15 protein-coding genes are annotated in these 19308 nt (G+C 61.2%); 2 read left to right on the forward strand and 13 right to left on the reverse strand.

Annotated elements, in window-relative coordinates; all coding sequences use genetic code 11:
* Positions 1-103 precede the first annotated feature (103 nt).
* Positions 104-646: a Dps family protein gene (locus tag FMA36_RS00515; protein WP_159260117.1), complete on the reverse strand. Its 543-nt coding sequence runs from the start codon at positions 644-646 to the stop codon at positions 104-106.
* Positions 647-926: 280 nt separating this feature from the next.
* Here FMA36_RS00515 and FMA36_RS00520 point away from each other — a divergent pair, with 280 nt between their 5' ends.
* Positions 927-1904, forward strand: a complete 978-nt coding sequence (locus FMA36_RS00520) for a hypothetical protein (RefSeq protein ID WP_159260119.1) — start codon at positions 927-929, stop codon at positions 1902-1904.
* 73 nt (positions 1905-1977) lie between these two features.
* Here FMA36_RS00520 and FMA36_RS00525 read toward each other — a convergent pair whose 3' ends face one another.
* The 12 genes from FMA36_RS00525 to FMA36_RS00580 all read right to left on the reverse strand — a co-directional run bounded on the left by FMA36_RS00525 (position 1978) and on the right by FMA36_RS00580 (position 17632).
* Positions 1978-2748, reverse strand: a complete 771-nt coding sequence (locus FMA36_RS00525; RefSeq protein ID WP_159260121.1) for an SDR family oxidoreductase — start codon at positions 2746-2748, stop codon at positions 1978-1980.
* 268 nt (positions 2749-3016) lie between these two features.
* Positions 3017-3916: a glucose-1-phosphate thymidylyltransferase RfbA gene (gene rfbA, locus FMA36_RS00530; protein ID WP_159260123.1), complete on the reverse strand. Its 900-nt coding sequence runs from the start codon at positions 3914-3916 to the stop codon at positions 3017-3019.
* Entirely contained in the window at positions 3913-4989 is a 1077-nt protein-coding gene (gene rfbB / locus FMA36_RS00535) for a dTDP-glucose 4,6-dehydratase (RefSeq protein WP_159260125.1), read from the reverse strand. Before rfbB ends, rfbA begins: the two co-directional genes overlap by 4 nt.
* A 205-nt stretch (positions 4990-5194) precedes the next feature.
* On the reverse strand, positions 5195-6346 hold the full coding sequence (locus FMA36_RS00540; RefSeq protein WP_159260127.1) for an acyltransferase family protein: 1152 nt from the start codon (positions 6344-6346) through the stop codon (positions 5195-5197).
* Between the two features lie 197 nt (positions 6347-6543).
* Complete coding sequence (locus FMA36_RS00545) at positions 6544-7134, reverse strand: polysaccharide biosynthesis/export family protein (RefSeq protein ID WP_159260128.1); 591 nt, start codon at positions 7132-7134, stop codon at positions 6544-6546.
* 60 nt (positions 7135-7194) lie between these two features.
* Positions 7195-8571: an outer membrane beta-barrel protein gene (locus FMA36_RS00550; protein WP_159260130.1), complete on the reverse strand. Its 1377-nt coding sequence runs from the start codon at positions 8569-8571 to the stop codon at positions 7195-7197.
* A gap of 13 nt (positions 8572-8584) precedes the next feature.
* Entirely contained in the window at positions 8585-10063 is a 1479-nt protein-coding gene (locus tag FMA36_RS00555) for a flippase (RefSeq protein ID WP_159260132.1), read from the reverse strand.
* The gene (locus FMA36_RS00560) at positions 10063-11214 is read right to left on the reverse strand and encodes a glycosyltransferase family 4 protein (RefSeq protein ID WP_159260134.1); all 1152 of its coding nucleotides are present in this window, start codon (positions 11212-11214) and stop codon (positions 10063-10065) included. Before FMA36_RS00560 ends, FMA36_RS00555 begins: the two co-directional genes overlap by 1 nt.
* 19 nt (positions 11215-11233) lie before the next feature.
* Positions 11234-13408 (reverse strand): GumC family protein, encoded by a 2175-nt coding sequence (locus FMA36_RS00565; protein WP_159260135.1) that lies wholly within the window; start codon positions 13406-13408, stop codon positions 11234-11236.
* A gap of 41 nt (positions 13409-13449) precedes the next feature.
* Entirely contained in the window at positions 13450-14265 is an 816-nt protein-coding gene (locus FMA36_RS00570; protein ID WP_206065142.1) for a WecB/TagA/CpsF family glycosyltransferase, read from the reverse strand.
* A gap of 38 nt (positions 14266-14303) precedes the next feature.
* Positions 14304-15803, reverse strand: a complete 1500-nt coding sequence (locus FMA36_RS00575) for an exopolysaccharide biosynthesis polyprenyl glycosylphosphotransferase (protein ID WP_240906434.1) — start codon at positions 15801-15803, stop codon at positions 14304-14306.
* Between the two features lie 350 nt (positions 15804-16153).
* A complete protein-coding gene (locus tag FMA36_RS00580) occupies positions 16154-17632 on the reverse strand; it encodes a mannose-1-phosphate guanylyltransferase/mannose-6-phosphate isomerase (protein WP_159260139.1) in 1479 nt (492 codons plus the stop codon).
* 318 nt (positions 17633-17950) lie between these two features.
* Between FMA36_RS00580 and FMA36_RS00585 the strand changes: the two genes are divergently transcribed.
* Positions 17951-19282 (forward strand): UDP-glucose dehydrogenase family protein, encoded by a 1332-nt coding sequence (locus tag FMA36_RS00585; protein ID WP_159263459.1) that lies wholly within the window; start codon positions 17951-17953, stop codon positions 19280-19282.
* The last annotated feature ends 26 nt before the right edge of the window (positions 19283-19308 follow it).

Raw genomic sequence — 19308 nt, forward strand, 5'->3', positions numbered from 1 at the left:
ATGATCCGGAGTTTACTTTAGCCGCAGCCAAACTGCGCCCCTGGGCGAAAGACAGGCAGGGCATGAACGCCTGCCTGCCGCGCCAGTACGGGGCGCAGGGCCGTCAGTCATTCGCGCCAAAGGCCGGGCGGGTTGATTCAAACAGGAACCATGTGCGGCGCTCGGTCTCGTCGATCCAGTTTTCAAGCAGGCTGGCTGTCGCCACGTCATTACCTTCGTCGCACACGGCATGAACGGCGCGCAGGCGTGCGGTCAGGGCCAGATTATCCTCACGCAGTTCAGCCAGCATGTCCTCGGGGGTCACATAATCGGCATCGTTATCAGCCACTTTGGTCAGGCGCGCGATCTCGCCAACCGAATGCAGGGTATTGCCACCGATCTTGCGCGCGCGCTCGGCCAATGGGTCGGTCATGGCGAAGATCTGGCTGCTCTGCTCATCAAGCAGCAGGTGATAATCGCGAAAGTGGCGGCCACTCATATGCCAGTGGAAATTCTTGGTCTTGATATAAAGCGCAAAAACATCGGCCAGAACGGCCTTCAGCCCTGCGGCGATGTCACGCACCGCCTCGTGCGCGAGGTCGGTCGGTGTGCCAAGATAGGTTCGCACATGGGCTGCACCTGCTGCGACTGCCTTGTCTGTCATCATGATCTCCGTGGTCTGTCATCGGGCCGGACACGAGCGCCCTGCTGCCGCAGGTACTGTGTCGGGCTCCCTGCGCCCCCAACGCATGGAGGATGGCAGGGTTCATACCTGCCTTTTTGTATTGCAATTGATATTCGTTTGCATTATCGATTGCCTTACTCACGGCGTTATCAGGCAGTTTTCCCAACCGTCGATTTCCCAGCACAGGGCCGTGAAAACTCTTGCGGCATCGCCATCGCGTTCAGGCGATGCCGCCCCTTTTCTTTCCCGCAGGGATCATGCCATGAGCGAGACAACAGGCTGCACGGCCGATTGGCACCTCGAACATTCCACTCCCGAGCAGTTGCTGCATTATCTTGACCCCCACTACCCTTTTGCCCGGCAGGCCAATGTGCTGGCCCGACGCTTTCGGGATGTGCAGGCTTTGTGTGATGGCGGCGAGGCAACGCCCGCGCTGACCCGGCTGCGCAATGCGCTGGCGTTCCATCTGATCAAGCTGTCACGGTGGTGGCGGTTTGATTTCTGTCCGCGCGGGGTTACGGGGGTGAACAACCCGCTGTTCCTCACCTACGTCAAGAACCATGCCGAACGCAGTGTTGATGATGAAAGCCTGCTCGATGCCTTTACCGCGCAGCGTTACATGCATGCGGGTGATGGCGGCCACATCGTCATACTGGGGTATGATCCGCTGACCGACCCCACGATTTCCATTTTATACGGCGTGGACGGGCAGCGCACGTTCCGGTTTGCTACCGGTTCACACGGGGCCGAGCCATTATGGAACGGTCAGGGCTACCCTGATTTTGCCTCCGCGTGGCTTGCGGCGCGTGCGGTGCATGCGCTCGTCTGTGACAACAGCACCGACCTGCATGAATTCGAGACCGCGCAGCGCGAGCATATGTGGGCACGGGCATGGCATCAGCAGCACTTTCACCGCAGCCGCAAGCTGCCGCTCATCCAGCTTTATGCGCAGGCACGCGCGCAGCTTTCCAACTGCCAGTCGGCCTTTGGCCGCGCAGAAATGAAAACCGTGACCGACCGCCTGGCCTTCACCCTGGCGCAGACCGCCTTCCAGCGGCGCATGACCGTGGCTGACCTGATTGAGGAGAGCGACATGCTGGCCATCAACCTGCGTGCCGCCAATACCATAAAGCAGCGCGCGCGGGCCTATGTGGCGACATGCATCGACCCCCTTGTGCGGCCCGAGATGGATATCCTGCTTGACCGCGTGGTCTCTTACGTGCCCCGACGGTGCCCCTGAGCACATGGCAGAAAGAATGCCGCCTTTAAAAAAGAGCGGCATTCAATCGATTTTATTTTATAAAACGCGTGTTTTACTGCGCGGTATAGCCACCATCAATAACCAGTTCGCTACCGGTCATGAACTTTGATTCGTCCGATGCCAGGAACACGATGCCGTAGGCAATGTCATCGGGTTCGCCCAGATGGCCAAGCGGATGCAGGTCAATCAGCTTCTGCCGGGCGGCAAGCTGGTCCGGGGTCGCGGCTGTCAGGCCCTGCACCATGGGGGTCCAGATATAGCCGGGGTGCACGGAGTTGACGCGGATCTTGTAGCCCGCTTTGGCGCAATGCAGCGCAGCCGATTTGGTGAACAGCCGCACGCCACCCTTGCTGGCATTATAGGCCGCAAGTGTAGGGTCGCCCACCAGCCCCTCGATGGAGGACAGGTTGATGATCGACCCGCCGCCATGCGGCTTCATGGCCTCGATGGCGTAGCGCGTGCCCAGAAACACGCCATCGAGATTGACCGACTGCACGCGCCGCCACTCTTCAAGGCTGGTCTGCTCGACCGTGCCGGTATAGGCGATGCCCGCATTGTTGACCGCAATGTCAAGCCGCCCGAAACGGGCCTGCACGGCGGCCATGGCCTGCTGCCAGCTTGCTTCCTCGGTTACGTTGAGCTTAACAAACATCGCCTCGCCACCGGCGGCTTCAATCTCGGCCACAACGGCCTCGCCTTCGGTTTCCTTGAGGTCGCCGATGACAACCTTCGCCCCCTCGCGGGCCAGAAGCTGGGCCGTAGCCCGGCCAATGCCGAGTGCTGCCCCGCTGACAAGCGCGACTTTTCCCGATACGCGTCCCATGAATACTCTCCTGCTTGCATGAACCTGTGTGCAGGCGTCTCAGAAATCGAACCGCCCTGGTGCCAGGTTTTCCTTACCCTGCCGGATCTGCTCTCACGCCTCAATGACACGCGTCAGGCTCTTTTAAATATGAACGACGGCCTGAAACGCCTCAAAAAAAGAACGCCGCCTTTTTGAAAAAAAAGGCGGCACCCGGAAAGTTTTATTATTGATGGAGGCTGTCTTCATCCACCCGCGCGGCATGTGCATGACAGACGCGGCTCAGGCATTACCCCTCGCCATGGGCAATGTCCATGAGCGCCTTGCCAAGTTCGGTCTTGATCATGCGCCTGGCATAGGCTTCAAGCCCTGCGGCATCGATGAACCCCATGCGGAAGGCCACCTCATGCGGCGAGCCTACCAGCAGCCCTTGCCGGGACTGGATGGTCTGCACGAACTGCCCGGCCTGCATCAGGCTGTCGGGCATGCCGGCATCAAGCCATGCACAGCCGCGCCCAAGCCGCTGCACATGCAGTTCATCCGACTGCAGGTAAAGGCGGTTCAGGTCGGTAATTTCCAGTTCGCCACGCGGCGAGGGCTTGAGGCTGCGCGCATATTCACGCACGCGGCCATCATAAAAATACAGCCCCGTTACGGCCCAGTTTGATTGGGGGTCGGTGGGTTTTTCAACAATATCGATTGCATGCCCGTCTTCGGCAAAACTCACCACGCCATAACGCTCGGGGTCGCGTACCTGATAGGCAAATACCGTAGCCCCGCTCGGCCGGGTGGCGGCGGCGCGCATCTGCTTGCCCAGATGGTCGGCAAAGATCAGGTTATCACCAAGAATAAGCCCGCATGGTGAATCATCAAGCCAGTCATCGGCAATGACAAAGGCCTGGGCAATGCCATCGGGCTCGGGCTGCTCGCGGTAGGTGAAGGTAACACCCATATCCGCGCCATCGCCCAGAAGCCGGCGGAACAGCGGCAGGTCGACGGGGGTGGAAATGATCATGATATCGCGTATCCCCGCCAGCATGAGCGTGGAAAGCGGGTAGAAGATCATCGGCTTGTCATAGACCGGCAGCAACTGCTTGCTCACCGCCAGTGTCATGGGGTGCAGGCGCGTGCCCGATCCGCCTGCCAGAAGAATACCCTTGGTCGGCTTTGCGCTACCGTGTTCGCTCATGCTGCTGTTCCCATCTTGTCACCTGTCTGCCCAAGGCGCTTGCCATCGTAGCGGGCGGCGCGGATGCCCTCCCACCAGGCGCGGTTATCGAGGTACCACTGCACCGTGCGGCGGATACCGTGCTCAAAATCATGCTTCGCCCGCCAGTCCAGCGCCTGCTCGGCATGGGTGGGGTCGATCTCGTAACGGAAATCATGGCCCGGCCGGTCATGCACATGCCGGATCAGGCGTGCATGGGACCCGGCGAGGTCCGGGCGCAGCTCATCAAGAATGGCGCAGATCGCTTCGACGACCTGCATGTTGGTGCGCGGCTGGCGGGCGCCGATGGCGTAGGTCTCGCCGGGCTGGCCGCGCTCGACCGCGCGGACCAGCGCTTCGGCATGATCCTCGACAAACAGCCAGTCGCGCACGTTCTGCCCGCTGCCATAAACCGGCAGTTCACGCCCTTCGATGGCGTTGATGGTCACCAGAGGGATCAGCTTTTCGGGGAAGTGCCACGGGCCATAATTATTCGTGGTGTTGGTGACAAAGGTGGGCAGACCATAAGTATGGTACCATGCCCGCACCAGATGATCGGATGATGCCTTGGAGGCGGAATACGGGCTGCGCGGGTCATAGGGCGTATGCTCGTTGAACGGCGGGTCACCCATCTCGAGCGCGCCGAAGACTTCATCGGTCGAGATGTGGTGGAAGCGGAAGGCCTTGCGGCGGGCTTCATCCTGCTGCACCCACCACCGCCGCGCGGCCTCGAGCAGCGTATAGGTGCCCACGATGTTCGTGCTGACAAACGTGCCTGGCCCATCGATGGACCGGTCGACATGGCTTTCAGCGGCAAGATGCATGACCGCATCGGGCGCAAACTGCTCGAATACCCGGTCCATGGCCTGCTGGTCGGTAATATTGGCGACCTCAAGGCGGTAACGACCGCTTTCTGCGGCATCTTCCGTTGCTTTTATACTTGCGGCATAGGTCAGGGCATCCACATTGAGGATCTCATGCGTGGTGTGCCGGACCAGATGCCGCACGACCGCCGAGCCAATGAACCCACAGCCCCCCGTTATCAGTATACGCATTTCCTACTCCTTCCCCTTGTCGCGCCCGCCAGATGCCATGCTCCGGCCCGCGCGGCAGGCCAATTATTTCGCATGGGCACGCCAGACGGAAATATTGGCAATGATATCAGAACCACCACGACTTAACGCTACAGTTAAGGGGGCTTATATGTCATAAATATGAACAAACCTACCTTCAATCATGTCGCTCCGGGCGGGTGCCGGATCAGGCCATATGCCGCGCCGCCACCATGGCGTCACGCGCATCGATGCGCTGCATGATGCGCCGCCCGAGGCGCTGCGAAGGGCGCTCGACCAGATGGTAACAGACCACTCCCACCAGCAGGCACAGGGCGAATATGGCCACGACCGCGACCAGCCCCGCGGCAAAATCCAGTTGCCGCAGCCATGCCCCCATGCCCCAGGCCAGAATGCCGATGATGAGGTAATGCGTCAGGTAAAACGAAAATGATATGCGCCCCAGCCACACCACCGGCGCCGAGGCCAGCAGCGTATTGACCACGCCGCGCTGGTAGGCAAGGCCGAACACCAGAACAGTAAACCCGAACACGTCACACACCGGCAAAACCGGAAAGAACAGGGTTACGGCAATAAACCCCACAGCGCCCAGTGTAAGGGCCGCCGCATAACGCTCCGTGCTGTCAGGTGCGAGGTGATAGACGCGGTAAAGCACGACCCCAGCCGCAAAACAGAAGAACATGCGAACGGCGCCAAACGTGCCCGTGGGGTTGTTGTTGGCGTGGTGGGCGGCAAACAGAATGACCACCAGTGCGGCCAGGCTTGCAGCACACAGGACCACAGCACTGCGCACCGATGTGATGCGCATCGCTACCATAGCCAGCATGGGGAACAGGATATAGCCCAGTACTTCCGCGCTCAGCGTCCATGATACGATATTCCACTCCCCCAGTTTCAGCACCGTCCAGCTCTGCACCAGCAGCAGCGTCTGCACGAAACCGGGCCAGGACAGGTTATGCGCCCTGTAGGCAAAGGCGGGGTCGGTATAGGCGCGCTGCATGGCCACATAACCTGGTGCAAACAGCACCAGCGGCACAATAGCCAGCAGCACGACTGTATTGAGCGGATAGACACGAAAGAAACGGACAATAAAAAAGTCCCGTATCACGCGCCATGTGGGCATGCGAAACTGTTCCTCATGCACATGCATGAGAATGAAGCCCGACAGCACAAAGAACAGATCAACGCCCCGAAAGCCATTGAACAGGAAAAGCGACTGCAACAGCCACGGCATATGCAGCATATCAGCAGCCAGACCATAGAAATGGGTGGTGAAAACCCATAGCGCCGCAACACCACGCACTCCTGTCAGGCTGGGGATGGAACGGGCCCTGGGCATGTGATTCCCCCTTCAGAGATTGCCTGAACAACAACTCATCAACACAAAAACAATAAAAGTTTTCGGATGCCGCCTTTATTTTAAATCAGGCGACATGCCCTGAAGCCGCGTGGCACGGGCTTCACCAAAAACTGATTTATACTGACGCGATGTTTCCGGGCGGCCTGAACCACCCCCCGAAAACAGCCTGCACGCGCCTAGAAGAACCGTTCTTCAATCGTCACGACATCACCGGGCAGCAGCACCGTCTCGCGTGAGATGCGGCCTTCATGCGCGGGGGTATCGAGGTCTTCATGGCGCACGTCGTTCGCATGCCCGGTCACGGCGCGATAGGTAAAGCCACCGGCAAGGGCCACGGCGGTGAGCATGGTCATGCCCGGCTGGTAGGGATACTGCCCGGGATGATTGACCTCACCAAGGATGTAGATCGGCCTGTACTGCGCGATCTCGACCGAAACGCTGGGCTGGTACAGAATGCCCTTTTTGCCAAGGTCGGCAGCAATGCGCTGTGCAAGCTCGCCTGGCGCCGAGCCTGCCGCCGGCACGACCCCAAGCAGCGGAAAATCGATATTGCCGTTGTCACTCACCGTAAAAGTATTGCTCAACTGCGGGTCATTATAGGTAATGACCCGCACCTGGTCGCCCGGCCCGAGGTGATAGGCCCGGCCATCCACCGGGGCAAAGGACTGTTCCTGCCCCGATGCGCATGAGCCCAGCGCCAGCAGGGCCGTGGCACCGATTGCGTGCAGTATTCCAGGCCGACACGTTTTCCGTATCATTGCAAACATGGCCACTCCCAAATCATTCAATGCTGTTTTTCTCTTTCCGGGTGCGGGCCATGTGGCCCTTTAGCCGGAGATGGAAAAACCCAATAGTACCGTATTGCTCGTAAACGTCGAAAGACGTCCCGGGATGTTCAGGTAATTCACGTTTCCGCCTGATGTGGCGTTATTGACATAGTTATAGGTAAGTGAGGCACGCACATGGCGATCGATGTTCCAGAACACCGTTCCGCCAAAATGAATCTGTTTTTGCAGGCGGCTGCCCTCAAAGCTCGCCACTGCCGAGCCCTCCGTCTGCTGGCTGGACTGCGAACTGCTTTCCCCGAACTCGCCATAGGCGCGCACGAACACGTTATGCCGCAATTCATGATCCCATTGCAGCCGCACGTCGGTAATGACCTGGTTACGGGCAAAGGGGGTTTCGGGGTCGCTGATATGCCGTGCCGCGGTCAGGGTCACGGTATCGATACGGCGCGGCATCCACGCCACATTGGCCTCGAACGTAGGCGTGCTGACCGAGGGGCTGTAGCCATTCTTGAAGCTACGCGTCTCGCCACCGACAAGCAGCCGGTACTGCCACACCTGCCCACGGCGGAAATCGACACCTACAAACCCCGCCCCATCGGCGTAGTTGTTGGTCGAGGCCTGAACCGCCTGGTCGAACTGCGCAGCCGATCCGCGCAGCACGGCGACAAGCGCATCCCCGCGCGAGAACTCGTAGCGCGAGGTCAGCGATCCGGTCTCGACCTTGTGGCTGATCGAATCATAATCGATCGAAATCGGCCCCGGTGCCGTGCCGAACGAGAAATCCTGATAGTCGAATGCCGGGATCAGGCTGAAGCGCCCGAACACCTTGGTATAGCTCAGCCGCCCGTCATTGACCTGGTAGGGCACGGGATAGACCACCCCGTACACGCCCAGATTGGTGGCCGAAAGGTGGTACTGATAGTGCGAAAACGCGGCACTAAGCGTGTCATGGCCCAGGTTGAGCGACCCGCCAATGCTGCCATGCCAGTTGGTATAGCTGGCGATGGACTGGGTGGGGTAGCGGTGGTCGTCCATCCCCACCGAGGCCCCGAGCGCATGCCGCCGCCAGCGTGAATTCGCACTGACATTGGCCGATGTCTGCACCGCCGGGCTGCCGGAGCCGGGAATGCCCAGCGTATTGGTGTTGTAACCCACGTTTTCTGAAGCACTGGGCCTGAGCAGCCAGCTGCCCATGCCGATTCCATCACTCTGCTGGCCCATCATCTGGTGGGTCACGACCGAGCCGGTCAGGTCGGTGGAATAACCCGGCACGTCGGAGGGAAAAAGCTGCTGGATGAGCTGGGCATGGGCCGCCTGCGCATGCAGCCCTACCCCCAGCGCCACCATGCCGCCCACCGCCCCATACCGCAGGCCACGCCGCACCCCGCCGCGACCACGCAACCGCACTACCTTCATACCCTACCCTAACCTAACCTGTAATCGTAACGCGGGGCTTTCCCCCCGCGCGTGGGACCAACCGGTGCACCATGTCATGCAGCCCCGGGTCCAGCCGGTAGGCAGCAACAGCCATTGCCAGACCCACTGCCACGGCGGCACCTGCCGAGACCAGCAGGGTCATGGGAACAAGCAGACTCACAATCAATGCCCCTGTCATAATCATCATACCTGGCACAAGGCGCCAAGTCTGCCGTGACAGGCAATCCGACAACAGGTAAAGCGCAATTAAATTAATCGTGACCCGCAGGGTCCACGCCGCTGCAGCCCCCGGCAGCCCCCACCATTTGATGAACAGCCACAGCACGCAAAAGAACGGCAGGATCTCCACCATCGACACCTTGGCCGTGATATGTGGCCGCCCCTGCCCCTGCAAAAGCCCGTAAGGCAGGAACGCAATGCCGTTGGTCCAGGCGCCAAACATCAGGATCTCGGCCACCGGGCGCGAGACATCGGCAAAGTTGCCGCCCACCCACATATGCAGGAACGCGCCCGAAAACACGATGCCCGGCGCGCAGATCAGCCCAAAGCCATAGGTGAGCGAGGACGTGGCCCGCCGCGTCAGGTCAACCGCCTCGCCACGCTCGGCGCGTGACAGGCGCGGGAACAGCGTGCGGGCCAGTGCCGTGGCCACAACCTGCGAGCGCATGGCCAGGTTCATCGGCACGGTATACTGCCCCACCGATGTAACACCCAGCGTCGCACCAATGATAAGCTGGTTGGAGGTATCAAGCAGCGGGTTGATCAGGCTCGATATGCTGACCCACGAGCCATAGCCCAGCAGGCGCTTGAGCCATGTCACGTCAAAGTCAAGCGGGCGGATGGGCCATTCCAGCGCCATCACCACGCAGTAGGACAGCACGATCATGCCCAGCCGCGACAGCACGATCGAAGGCAGCACAACCGTAAGCTGTGGCCCCCATATATGGATGCAGATCAGCGGAATGATCTGCCCCGCCATGGTGGTGGAGGAATTGAGCATGTTAGAGAGCAGGAAGCGCTCGCGCGATTCCATTGCCCCCGTAGCCACGCCGTTGATCATGCCCAGCGGCAGCATGACCGCCATCCACGGATAGGCATGCCGCGTCTCGGCCATCAGGTCGGGCGGTATGCGCACGAAATGCAGCAGCACCATATCGCCAATGGGATACAGAATCAGCCCGCCCAGCGCGCCGAGGCCAAGATTGCTGTAAAACGCGGTCATGAGCACGGGCGAGCGCTCGCGTGATGTGGCATGCCCCAACTGTGCCAGCGCATTGGCCGAGGCGCGCGACAGCCCGAAATCAAGAAACCCCAGATACCCCAGCAGAATCCATGAAATGGCGACGATACCGTACCGGTCCGTGCCAATCAGGTGCAGGTAGAATGGCACCGTGCCCAGCGAGACGATGATGGGGAAGATCGAACCAAAGACATTGAACAGAAAATTGGTGGAAAATTTGTTCTTCGCCATCACTCCGCCCCTGCCGCGGCCATGTTGGCTTCGGGGCGTGTGCGGCCCAGCACCTGCTGGTAAAGCTGCGCATATTCATGCGCCACGCTGTGCCAGTCATAGCGGCTGGCCACATCCATGTTGCGCGCCCGCAGGGCATCGGCCGTCTCGGGCAGGGCAGCGGCCATGTCCTCGGCCTCGCGCGCACCAGGGGCGAGATTGTCAGGGTCCACCATCACGCCTGCCGCCCCCTGCTGCATGAGGCGCGCAAAGGGGGTGATGTTGCTCAGGATGGGCACAAGCCCGGCCGACATCGCCTCCACCGCCGCAAGGCCAAAGCCTTCATGCGCGGACAGGCAGCCAAAGAAGCTGGCCTCCCCCATCAGGTCGCGCAGTTCGGCATCCGACGGGCCGGACACGATACGCAGGCTGTCCTCTATGCCGCAGGCGCGGGCCTGCTGGCGCAGGTCATCGGCCGTGAGGTTGGAATCCTGCCCTGCCACAACCACCTTCCAGCCGGAGTTATAGGCCCGCAGCAGGGCTACAAGCTGGAACAGAAGCTTGAGGCGCTTATGCACCGCAAAGCGGCCAAAGGCGAGAATGGTGCGGTTGGGCGTGCGCGATGCTGCATCACGGAAGCGGGTCTGGTTGATGCCGTTCTCGATGGTGAGCAGGCGGCCTGCCGCCACATGACGGAACAGGTCGGCATCGCTGTAGCTGCACGCCACGATCTTTTTGTACGCCCGCACCGAGATGGGGGTAATGGTGCGAAACCAGATTTCCTTGATGCGCCTGAGCGCGCCGGTATGGAAAAAGCCGCCATGGGTCGAGGCGATCATGGTCTTGCGGTGCAGCGGCCATGTCCAGGCCAGGAAATCGAAGAAGAAGTCGATCGCATGCACATGCAGGAGGTCAAACCCGCCAATATGCCGCAGCACCTGTGGCGCCAGCGGGTATTTGGTCGAACCCCGCCACGCCAGCCGGGTGACGGGTATGCCATCAACCACATCCCGGTGCGGCAGCTTGCCGGGACGGCCGAACACGGTGTCAAGCGTCAGCACCTCGGCGTCAATGCCCAGCCTCTGGCGCTGGCTGCGGGCGAGATTGAGCAGGGAGTCTTCCAGCCCACCGACCGAAGGGCTGAACTGGCGGCAGATATGCAGGACTTTCAATGTTTCATCCCCCCGTTTTTTACTGTTCATCAAAACGGCTCAGGATCCTGATGTCCCTGTTGCCGTAACTGTAGCCCATCACGTCCATCGCATTATCCTCCACCATGGTGGCGACCACGCCGGCGAGGTGCGCGCCACAGGCTTCAAGCCGCTCCAGGCAGGCCATGACGGCACGCTGGGCCGTGCTCTTCCAACGGCACACGAAAATCACCTGATCGGCCATGTTCGCGTGCACCAGCGCATCGCTCAGCCCCAGCAGCGGCGGGCAGTCGATGATGATGAGTTCATAGGAATGCTTGAGCTCGACAAGCATCGCGCGCAGGCGGCGGATCTCGACGGGGCTGAAAGCATGCTCGATGGTCCGGCCCGCCGGAATGTAGTCAAACCCGGCCTCGGGGTCGGTGCGGATCACGTCCGCCACCCGCACGCCACTCGTCACGAGATCGCTCATGCCCAGCGAGGGGCGGCCCGTGGTGCCATCGGTCAGGTAATGGTCGAGCATGCCGCGCCGATGATCGGCATCGATCACCAGCACTTTCTGCCCGCCACGCCTTGCCACGGCGGCCATCCACAGCGCCAGCGTGCTCTTGCCTTCCTCTGGCCCCGCCGAGGTAATGGCAAGGCAGAGCGGCTGGCCGCCTTCATGCACTCGCATGGAAAGCTGCATGACAAGGCTGCGCACCGCCTCGGTCGCGCGCGAATAGGGGTGATCGAGCACATGGCGGCGCACGGTCTGTTCGCTCCTCCCCCCCACCTTGGGCACCACGGCCAGCAGCGGCAGCGGAATGGCGGCGCGCAGGCGTTCGATCTCGGTAAAGCCCGCCGTGAAGTAATCGCGCAGCAGCACGGCACCCGCCCCTGCGGCAAGGGCTACTGCAATAAGCCCGATGCCAAGCTTCTTGCGGTTGGGAAAGCTGGGCACATCCGGTGCCGACGCATGCGACACCATGGCGATGGGCGGCTGCAGCAGAGCAGCGCGGTCCACCACTTCCTTGGCGTGCTCGAGGAAGGTTTCATAAACCGTGCGCGCGCTCTGTGCTTCCTGGTCAAGCGTGCGGTATTCCGCCTGCGGGCCGCTCTGCCCGCCCGCCTTCTGGCGCAGCAGGTCAAGGTTTTCGTTCAGGCGGTCCACCTCGGCGCGGGCGGAGATCTGGTCCTCGCGGATGGTGTTGAGCGCTGCCTGCGTCTCGGCGGCGAGGCTTGCCTTTGTGGTCGCGATCTGCTGGTCAAGCGCGCGCAGGCGGGGGTGCTGGGGGCCGTAGGTCGCAGCCTCCTCCTGGCGCGTGCTTTCAAGCTGCATGAGCGAATTGGCGGTCGCCACCAGGATCGGCTCCTGCGACAGGGCGACGGCGGCGCGCGCATCGCCCCTGGCCGCTGCATCCTTCAGGGCATCGGCACGGGCCTGGGCTGCGGCAAGGCGGCCCTGCGCCTGGCTGAGGTTGGAGGCGGTATCGGCAATCTGGCGCTCGATCAGCGGGCTTGAGGTGCTGCCCTCGTTGGTATTGGTCAGGCCATGGGCGTTATCAAAGGCGTTGGCCTTCTGCACCGCATCGAGCCAGCGCTGGCGCAGGGCGGCGGTGCGGCTGTCGAGCCACGAGGCCACGCGGTTGATGTCCGCCGTCTGGCGCGCAAGGGCAATACGCTGGTAATTGGTCACCACTGCATCGGCCAGCGCTGCGGCGCGTGCCGGGTCGCCATCAACCACGCTGATGTCAAGGATCTGGGTGCGCGGCTCGGGTGTGATGGTCAGGCTGTTGAGGAAGGCATCCTCCTCATGCATGCGCTGCACCTGCGGGTCTACCGTTTTTGCCGCGTGGCACAGAAAACCCAGCCCCATGTGGCACAGCCGGTCGCGCAGGCCGACATGGGCAGGCTGGGCGGGTGGCGGCAGTTGCGCCAGCACGGCGGCGGCTACATCGCGCGAATGGATCATCGCAGCCTCGGTCGAGACCAGTTCATCATCCGGCGGCGCCTGATTCTGCTGCTGGCCGTTGGGGGCGAGCGGGTCCTGCTGCGCATGACCTGCCACCACGACAGTGGCCGTGGCCGTATAGCGCGGCTTGAGCGAGAGCGTGACCGCCCCCCCCACCCCCACCACGCCAAGCACGGTCAGGGCAAACAGCATCCGGTGCCGCAGGAAGGCGCGGCATGTCTGGCGAATGACGAGGCCGACATCCTGTGCGGTCCATGACATTGAAGGGTTCCGTCCCTGTATGGAAACATAATTCATGCTGCTTACCCGGCGAGTTTCCGTGAGAGGGGGGAGGCTGCCCGCAGGCGGAGCCTGCGCTGCAGGTAGACAAGGACATAGAAGCCGAACACCGGCAGCCCCAGCACGTAACGCCGCCACAGCCTGCGTGGCTCGCGCATCAGGCGCACCAGCCATTCCAGCCCCATATTGGCCACCCATCGTGGCGGCCTGCGCACCCGGCCCGCCGCATGGTCAACCAGCGCGCCCGCCGTAACGAACACGCCGGTAGGCAGGTGGTCGATATTGTCACGCAGCCAGATTTCCTGCCGGGGCATGCCCATGGTCAGCAGGATGATGTCGGGCTTTGTCGCTAGCAGGCGCTCGAGCAGTTGCGTGGACTCACGCGAGCCGGGGGTGAGGTCAAAAAAACCATGCTGCGTGCCTGCGGTCCGCACGCCGTAACGTGCCGAGAAAGCCTCCGCCGCGGCATCGACCACGCCCGGCTTTCCCCCGATCCAGAACACAGAAGCCTCCGGCCCCAGGCGCTCGAGCACCGGGCCGATCCATTCCGGCGGCGTGGTGCGTGGCAGCGAGCGCCCGGTCAGCACGCGGGCGGCGAGCTGCACGCCCGCGCCATCGCAGAACGCGATATCCGCCCGGCGGAACAGCCCGCGCAGCCACGGATGTTTTTGTGATTCGACAGCCATATGGGCATTGGCGTTGACAATGGCCATTTTCCGCCCGCCCTTTACGGCATCGATCACGCGCGTGACAATTTCAGCGCGCGTGATGTCGTGCAGGGGCAGCCCCATGACATCGACAATCGCATCATCCAGCTTTATTTCCGTATTTGCGTTCATTTTGAATACACCGTTCATCATTATTGCAGTTCAGGAATTCAGAACGCATTCCGTGAGAAAATCTCGCGCTTGATGGTCAGGAAGATGATCTTCATATCCAGCCAGATCGACCAGGCGCGTATGTATTCCAGGTCCAGCACCACACGGCGGCGCAGGTCCTCGCGCGTGACAAGTTCGCCGCGCGATCCGTTGATCTGCGCCCAGCCGGTAATGCCGGGCTGCACGCGATGACGGGCCACGTATTCTTCCATCGCCTCGTGCAGCAGTTGCCCGCCCGCACGGGTCTGGGGGGCATGCGGGCGGGGGCCTACGAGCGACATCTCGCCACGCAGCACGTTAAAAAGCTGTGGCAGTTCATCAATGCTCAGCCGCCGGATCACCCGCCCCACGCGCGTTACGCGCGGGTCGGTGCGCGAGGTCTGGCGCGCGGCACCACTATCGGCCATGTCGGTATACATGGAGCGGAACTTGAACACGTTGAAATAGCAGTTGTTGAAGCCCTGGCGCGGCTGGCAGAACAGCACCGGCCCGCGGGAGTCCAGCTTGATGGCCAGCGCCACGAGGGCAAGGACGGGAGCGATCGCAATCAGGATCAGCACGCTGGCACTCAGGTCGAACGCACGCTTTTCCAGCATGTCCCACTCGCTCAAGGGCCGGCGCTGCAGAACCGTGAGCGAAAACGGCCCGAAGCGCTCGACCGGCCAGAAGTGACAGTCCTCCGTCATCAGGGTTGGCACGACATAAACATCGGCCAGCACACCGCGCAGCCGCCACAGCACATCCATCACATGCTGCTGACCGCCCTCGGCGGGGGGGAAGCTCATGATGACGGCATCAATGCCATCTTCGCGCCCGCGCTGCACGAGCTCATCAATCGTACCGTCAACATTGCTGCCCTGATCATCAAATATGCCAACAAGGCGGAACATGCGCTGCATGCGGGTATTGATGCGCGCGGCCATCTGGGTCGCCTCCGCGCCTGAACCGATAATCGCCACCTTGCGCGTGAGGCGATGGACCATCGCGTCCGTGTGCAGCACGTAAGTACCGATAATCCGTTCAGCCGCCAGCGCCACGACAACAAAGACCAGCCATTCGCCGCCCATCCGCACCGCAACACCCACCGGCCAGGACAGCATGACCAGAATGGCGCAGAACACGATCAGGCCAAACAAAACGGGCGGCGTGAGATAGCGGAGCTGGAAAGAGAGCCGGGTGAGATCGGGAATGTCGAGCAATGGCACATTCTTGGGAAACAGGAAAAACGCCCCGCCCGCCATGACATTGGCCAGCAGGAGCGCGCCGGACAGTTCGGGTGTGTCGTAAATGCGCTGCCAGGCGATGCAGGCCACGACGGCAAGGCACACGCACATCGCATCTGACAGCACGACCACCTGCGACACGACGGGATGGCGGTAGGAAAAACTGCTTTCACCTGCCCGGTGCATCAGGCGCCACCGCGAAGAGATGCCATCGACCCCCGTTGATAGCGACAGGTCGGATTCACCATTTTCCAAATGCCTGAGTGCCTCGCTCATTTTGAAACATCTCCTGTCAACGCGGGCCGCAGCCTGCCACCGGATACAGCTTCCCTTGCCATTCCCCCGCATTACGCATACGGGCACCAAACACTCTTCACCTTTTTATTGTTTTTATGACTTTCGGGACATCAGTTCCCGTAACGGCATTATTCTGGGTATTTTAGGGCCAAAATATGTCATTGCCGCAATATGGAAACATGATTTATCCGTCACATCTTATTTATTAAAAATTTAACAATTCTACGGAACCGTTCTTATACCGAAACGAAATTCCCGCATATTGTCCCCGTCCTGCTTTTATGGGGCATCCATGGGCACATGCCCCTGAATGCCTCCATGCTTTCTTGTCACTGCCGTCCGTAGGTATCCTCGAAGCGGACGATGTCGTCTTCCCCAAGGTATGGCCCGGACTGCACTTCGATCAGGGTCAGTGGAATGCGGCCAGGATTTTCCAGACGGTGCATACAGCCTAACGGCAGATAGACACTTTCGTTTTCCTGTATCAGAAGATTTTCATCATCACGCGTGACCAGGGCAGTGCCACTGACCACAACCCAGTGCTCGGCGCGGTGGAAGTGCTTTTGCAGCGAGAGTTTCTGCCCCGGATAGACCACGATGCGCTTGACCTGAAAGCGCTCGCCCTGGATCAGCCCCTCGTAAAAACCCCAGGGCCGGTAACAGCGGTTGTGAATTTCGGCTTCCGTCCGGCTGGCCTTTTTCAGCTGGGCCACAAGGGCCGAGACATCCTGCGCATAATCACGATGGATGGCGAGCACCGCATCCGTCGTGACAACCAGCACGATATCGGTCAGTCCCGCCACTGCCGTCAGCATGCCCTCGCTGCGCACGTAGCAGTTATGGGACTGCTCAAGCACCACGTCGCCCACGACCACGTTGCCGCCTGCATCCTTGTCGCCAAGTTCCCACAGTGCATTCCAGTTCCCCACATCCGACCAGCCCAGATCGGCGGGAATGACCAGTGCGCGGTCGGTGCGTTCCATCACGGCGTAATCGATGCTCACGCTCGGGCAGCGCAGGAAGGCTTCTTCATCAAGCCTGCGGAAGGTCAGGTCATGCTGGCTGCGGGCCAGGGCAGTGCGCACGTTTTCCAGCACATCGGGTTCATGCCGCGCCAACTCGGCCAGCATGACCGAAGCAGGGGCCATGAACATGCCCGAATTCCACAGATACCCTCCCTCGCGCAGCATTTCGGTCGCGCGCAGATGGTCCGGTTTTTCAATAAACCGTGTGACGCGGTATACGCCCTCATCGGGCTGATCGGGGTGCACCGGCGCGCCGGTGCGGATGTAGCCATAACCTGTCTCGGCCACGTCGGGCTTCATGCCGAATGTGACGATATAGCCTTCGCGCGCCACTTTCGCCGCCTTTTCCAGCACGGCGGGCAGGCGCTCGGGGTAGCGGAAGGCGGCATCGGCGGCCATGATCCACAGCAGGGTTTCGGGGTTGTCCTGCGCTGCCACGAGAGCGGCGGCGGCAATGGCGGCAGCGGTGTTGCGCACGGCAGGCTCAAGGATGATGCGGCCGTTCTCGCACCCGTTCTCGCGCAACTGTTCGGCCACGAGAAAGCGATGCGCCTGATTGCACACCACGATGGGCGGCGCAAAGGCCTCGCCCGTGGCGCGTTGCAGGGTCTCACCGATCATGGTCTGATTCGAGGCCAGCGCCCAGAACTGCTTGGGGTGGCTGGCCCGCGAGACGGGCCACAGCCGCGTGCCCGTGCCACCCGAGAGCACAATGGGCGTAATGGGCGGCAAGGCGGCTTCAGGCTGGGGTACGGTTACATCCGTCGCTGTCATAAACGTCATGGATCGTGTCTCCGTCCTGCGGTTTTCATGTCACGCCTGCGCGCAGCCCCCGGTGGCGGGTGGCACAAGCAGTCGGGGCGGACATTCATGTGGTGAACGCACTAAGCCAGAATTTTTTTGTCAAGAATGTGGTGGGCAAACATATTTTTGTCGTGTTCATGCCTTTGTGTGTCACTGGCATGAAATATTCGGTATGACGGAACCGACATGCCTTATTACTTTTTCATTGTTTCAGACTGATTTGAAAAACGCTACACGCGGGCCTGCGAATGAAAGCAGGTTCACAGACAGACCAGGGAGGTCCAGGTGCGAATTGCTATGATCGGTGGAGGCTACGTGGGGTTGGTCTCCGGTACATGTTTTGCGGAATTCGGCACGGATGTTGCCATTGTTGAAACCAACCCCGACCGTCTGGCCGCCCTGCGTGAAGGGCGGATCCCGATTTACGAACCCGGTCTCGACCGCCTGGTGGCGGAAAACGTGGAGGCAGGGCGCCTGACGTTTGGCGATGACATCGCCGCTGCCGTAAAGGGTGCTGATGCCGTGTTCGTGGCCGTGGGCACGCCCTCGCGCCGTGGCGACGGGCAGGCCGATACGAGTTACGTCTATGCTGCGGTCGAGCAGGTTGCGCGCGTGGCCGAGGGTTATACGCTGATCGTAACAAAATCGACCGTGCCGGTGGGTACCGGGCGCGAGATTGCCAAGATCGTGCACGCAACGCGGCCGGACCTTGATTTTGATGTTGCATCAAATCCCGAGTTCCTGCGCGAAGGCAACGCCATTGTCGATTTCATGAAGCCCGACCGCGTCATTATCGGCACCGACCAGTCAAAACCGGGTGGCACGCAGCGCGCGCAGGATATCCTGCGCAAGCTCTACCGCCCGCTCTACCTGCTTGAACGCCCCATTGTCTTTACCGGCCTGGAAACGGCGGAACTGATCAAATACGCCGCCAACTCCTTCCTCGCCATGAAGATCACCTTCATCAACGAGATTTCCGACCTGTGTGAAAAAGTGGGCGCTGATGTGAATGATGTCGCCCGCTCCATCGGGCTTGACGGGCGCATTGGCAAGAAGTTCCTCCATCCCAGCCCCGGCTTTGGTGGCTCGTGCTTCCCCAAGGATACGCGCGCGCTGACCGCCATCGGGCGCAATGCGGGCTCGCCCGTGCGGCTGATCGAGACGACGGTTGCCGTCAACGAACTGCGCATGAAAGCCATGGGCGAGCGCGTGATCGCGCTGGCCGGCGGTGATGTGAAGGGCCTGACGATTGGCGTGCTCGGCCTGACCTTCAAGCCCGAGACCGATGATATGCGCGAAGCAGCCTCGATTGTGGTGCTTGACCAGCTCGACAAGGCGGGTGCGCAGATCCGTGCATTCGACCCTGCCGGCATGGAAACCGCGCGCCCCGTGCTGCCCGCGGGCGTAACCTACTGCAAGGACGCGCTCGATGCCGCCACGGGAGCGGATATTCTCGTGGTGCTGACCGAGTGGAATGAATTCCGCTCCCTCTCCCCCGAGAAGCTCAAGACCCGCATGACAGGCCGCAAGGTTGCTGACCTGCGCAACATCTGGGACCCCGAGAGCCTGAAGGAAGCGGGCTTCGATTACATCTCGCTCGGCCGACCGGACATGGTACACACCGCCTGAAACACGATCCGGGCCATGCAGGCATC

The sequence above is a fragment of the Komagataeibacter xylinus genome (genome assembly GCF_009834365.1).
Taxonomy (GTDB): domain Bacteria; phylum Pseudomonadota; class Alphaproteobacteria; order Acetobacterales; family Acetobacteraceae; genus Komagataeibacter; species Komagataeibacter xylinus_D.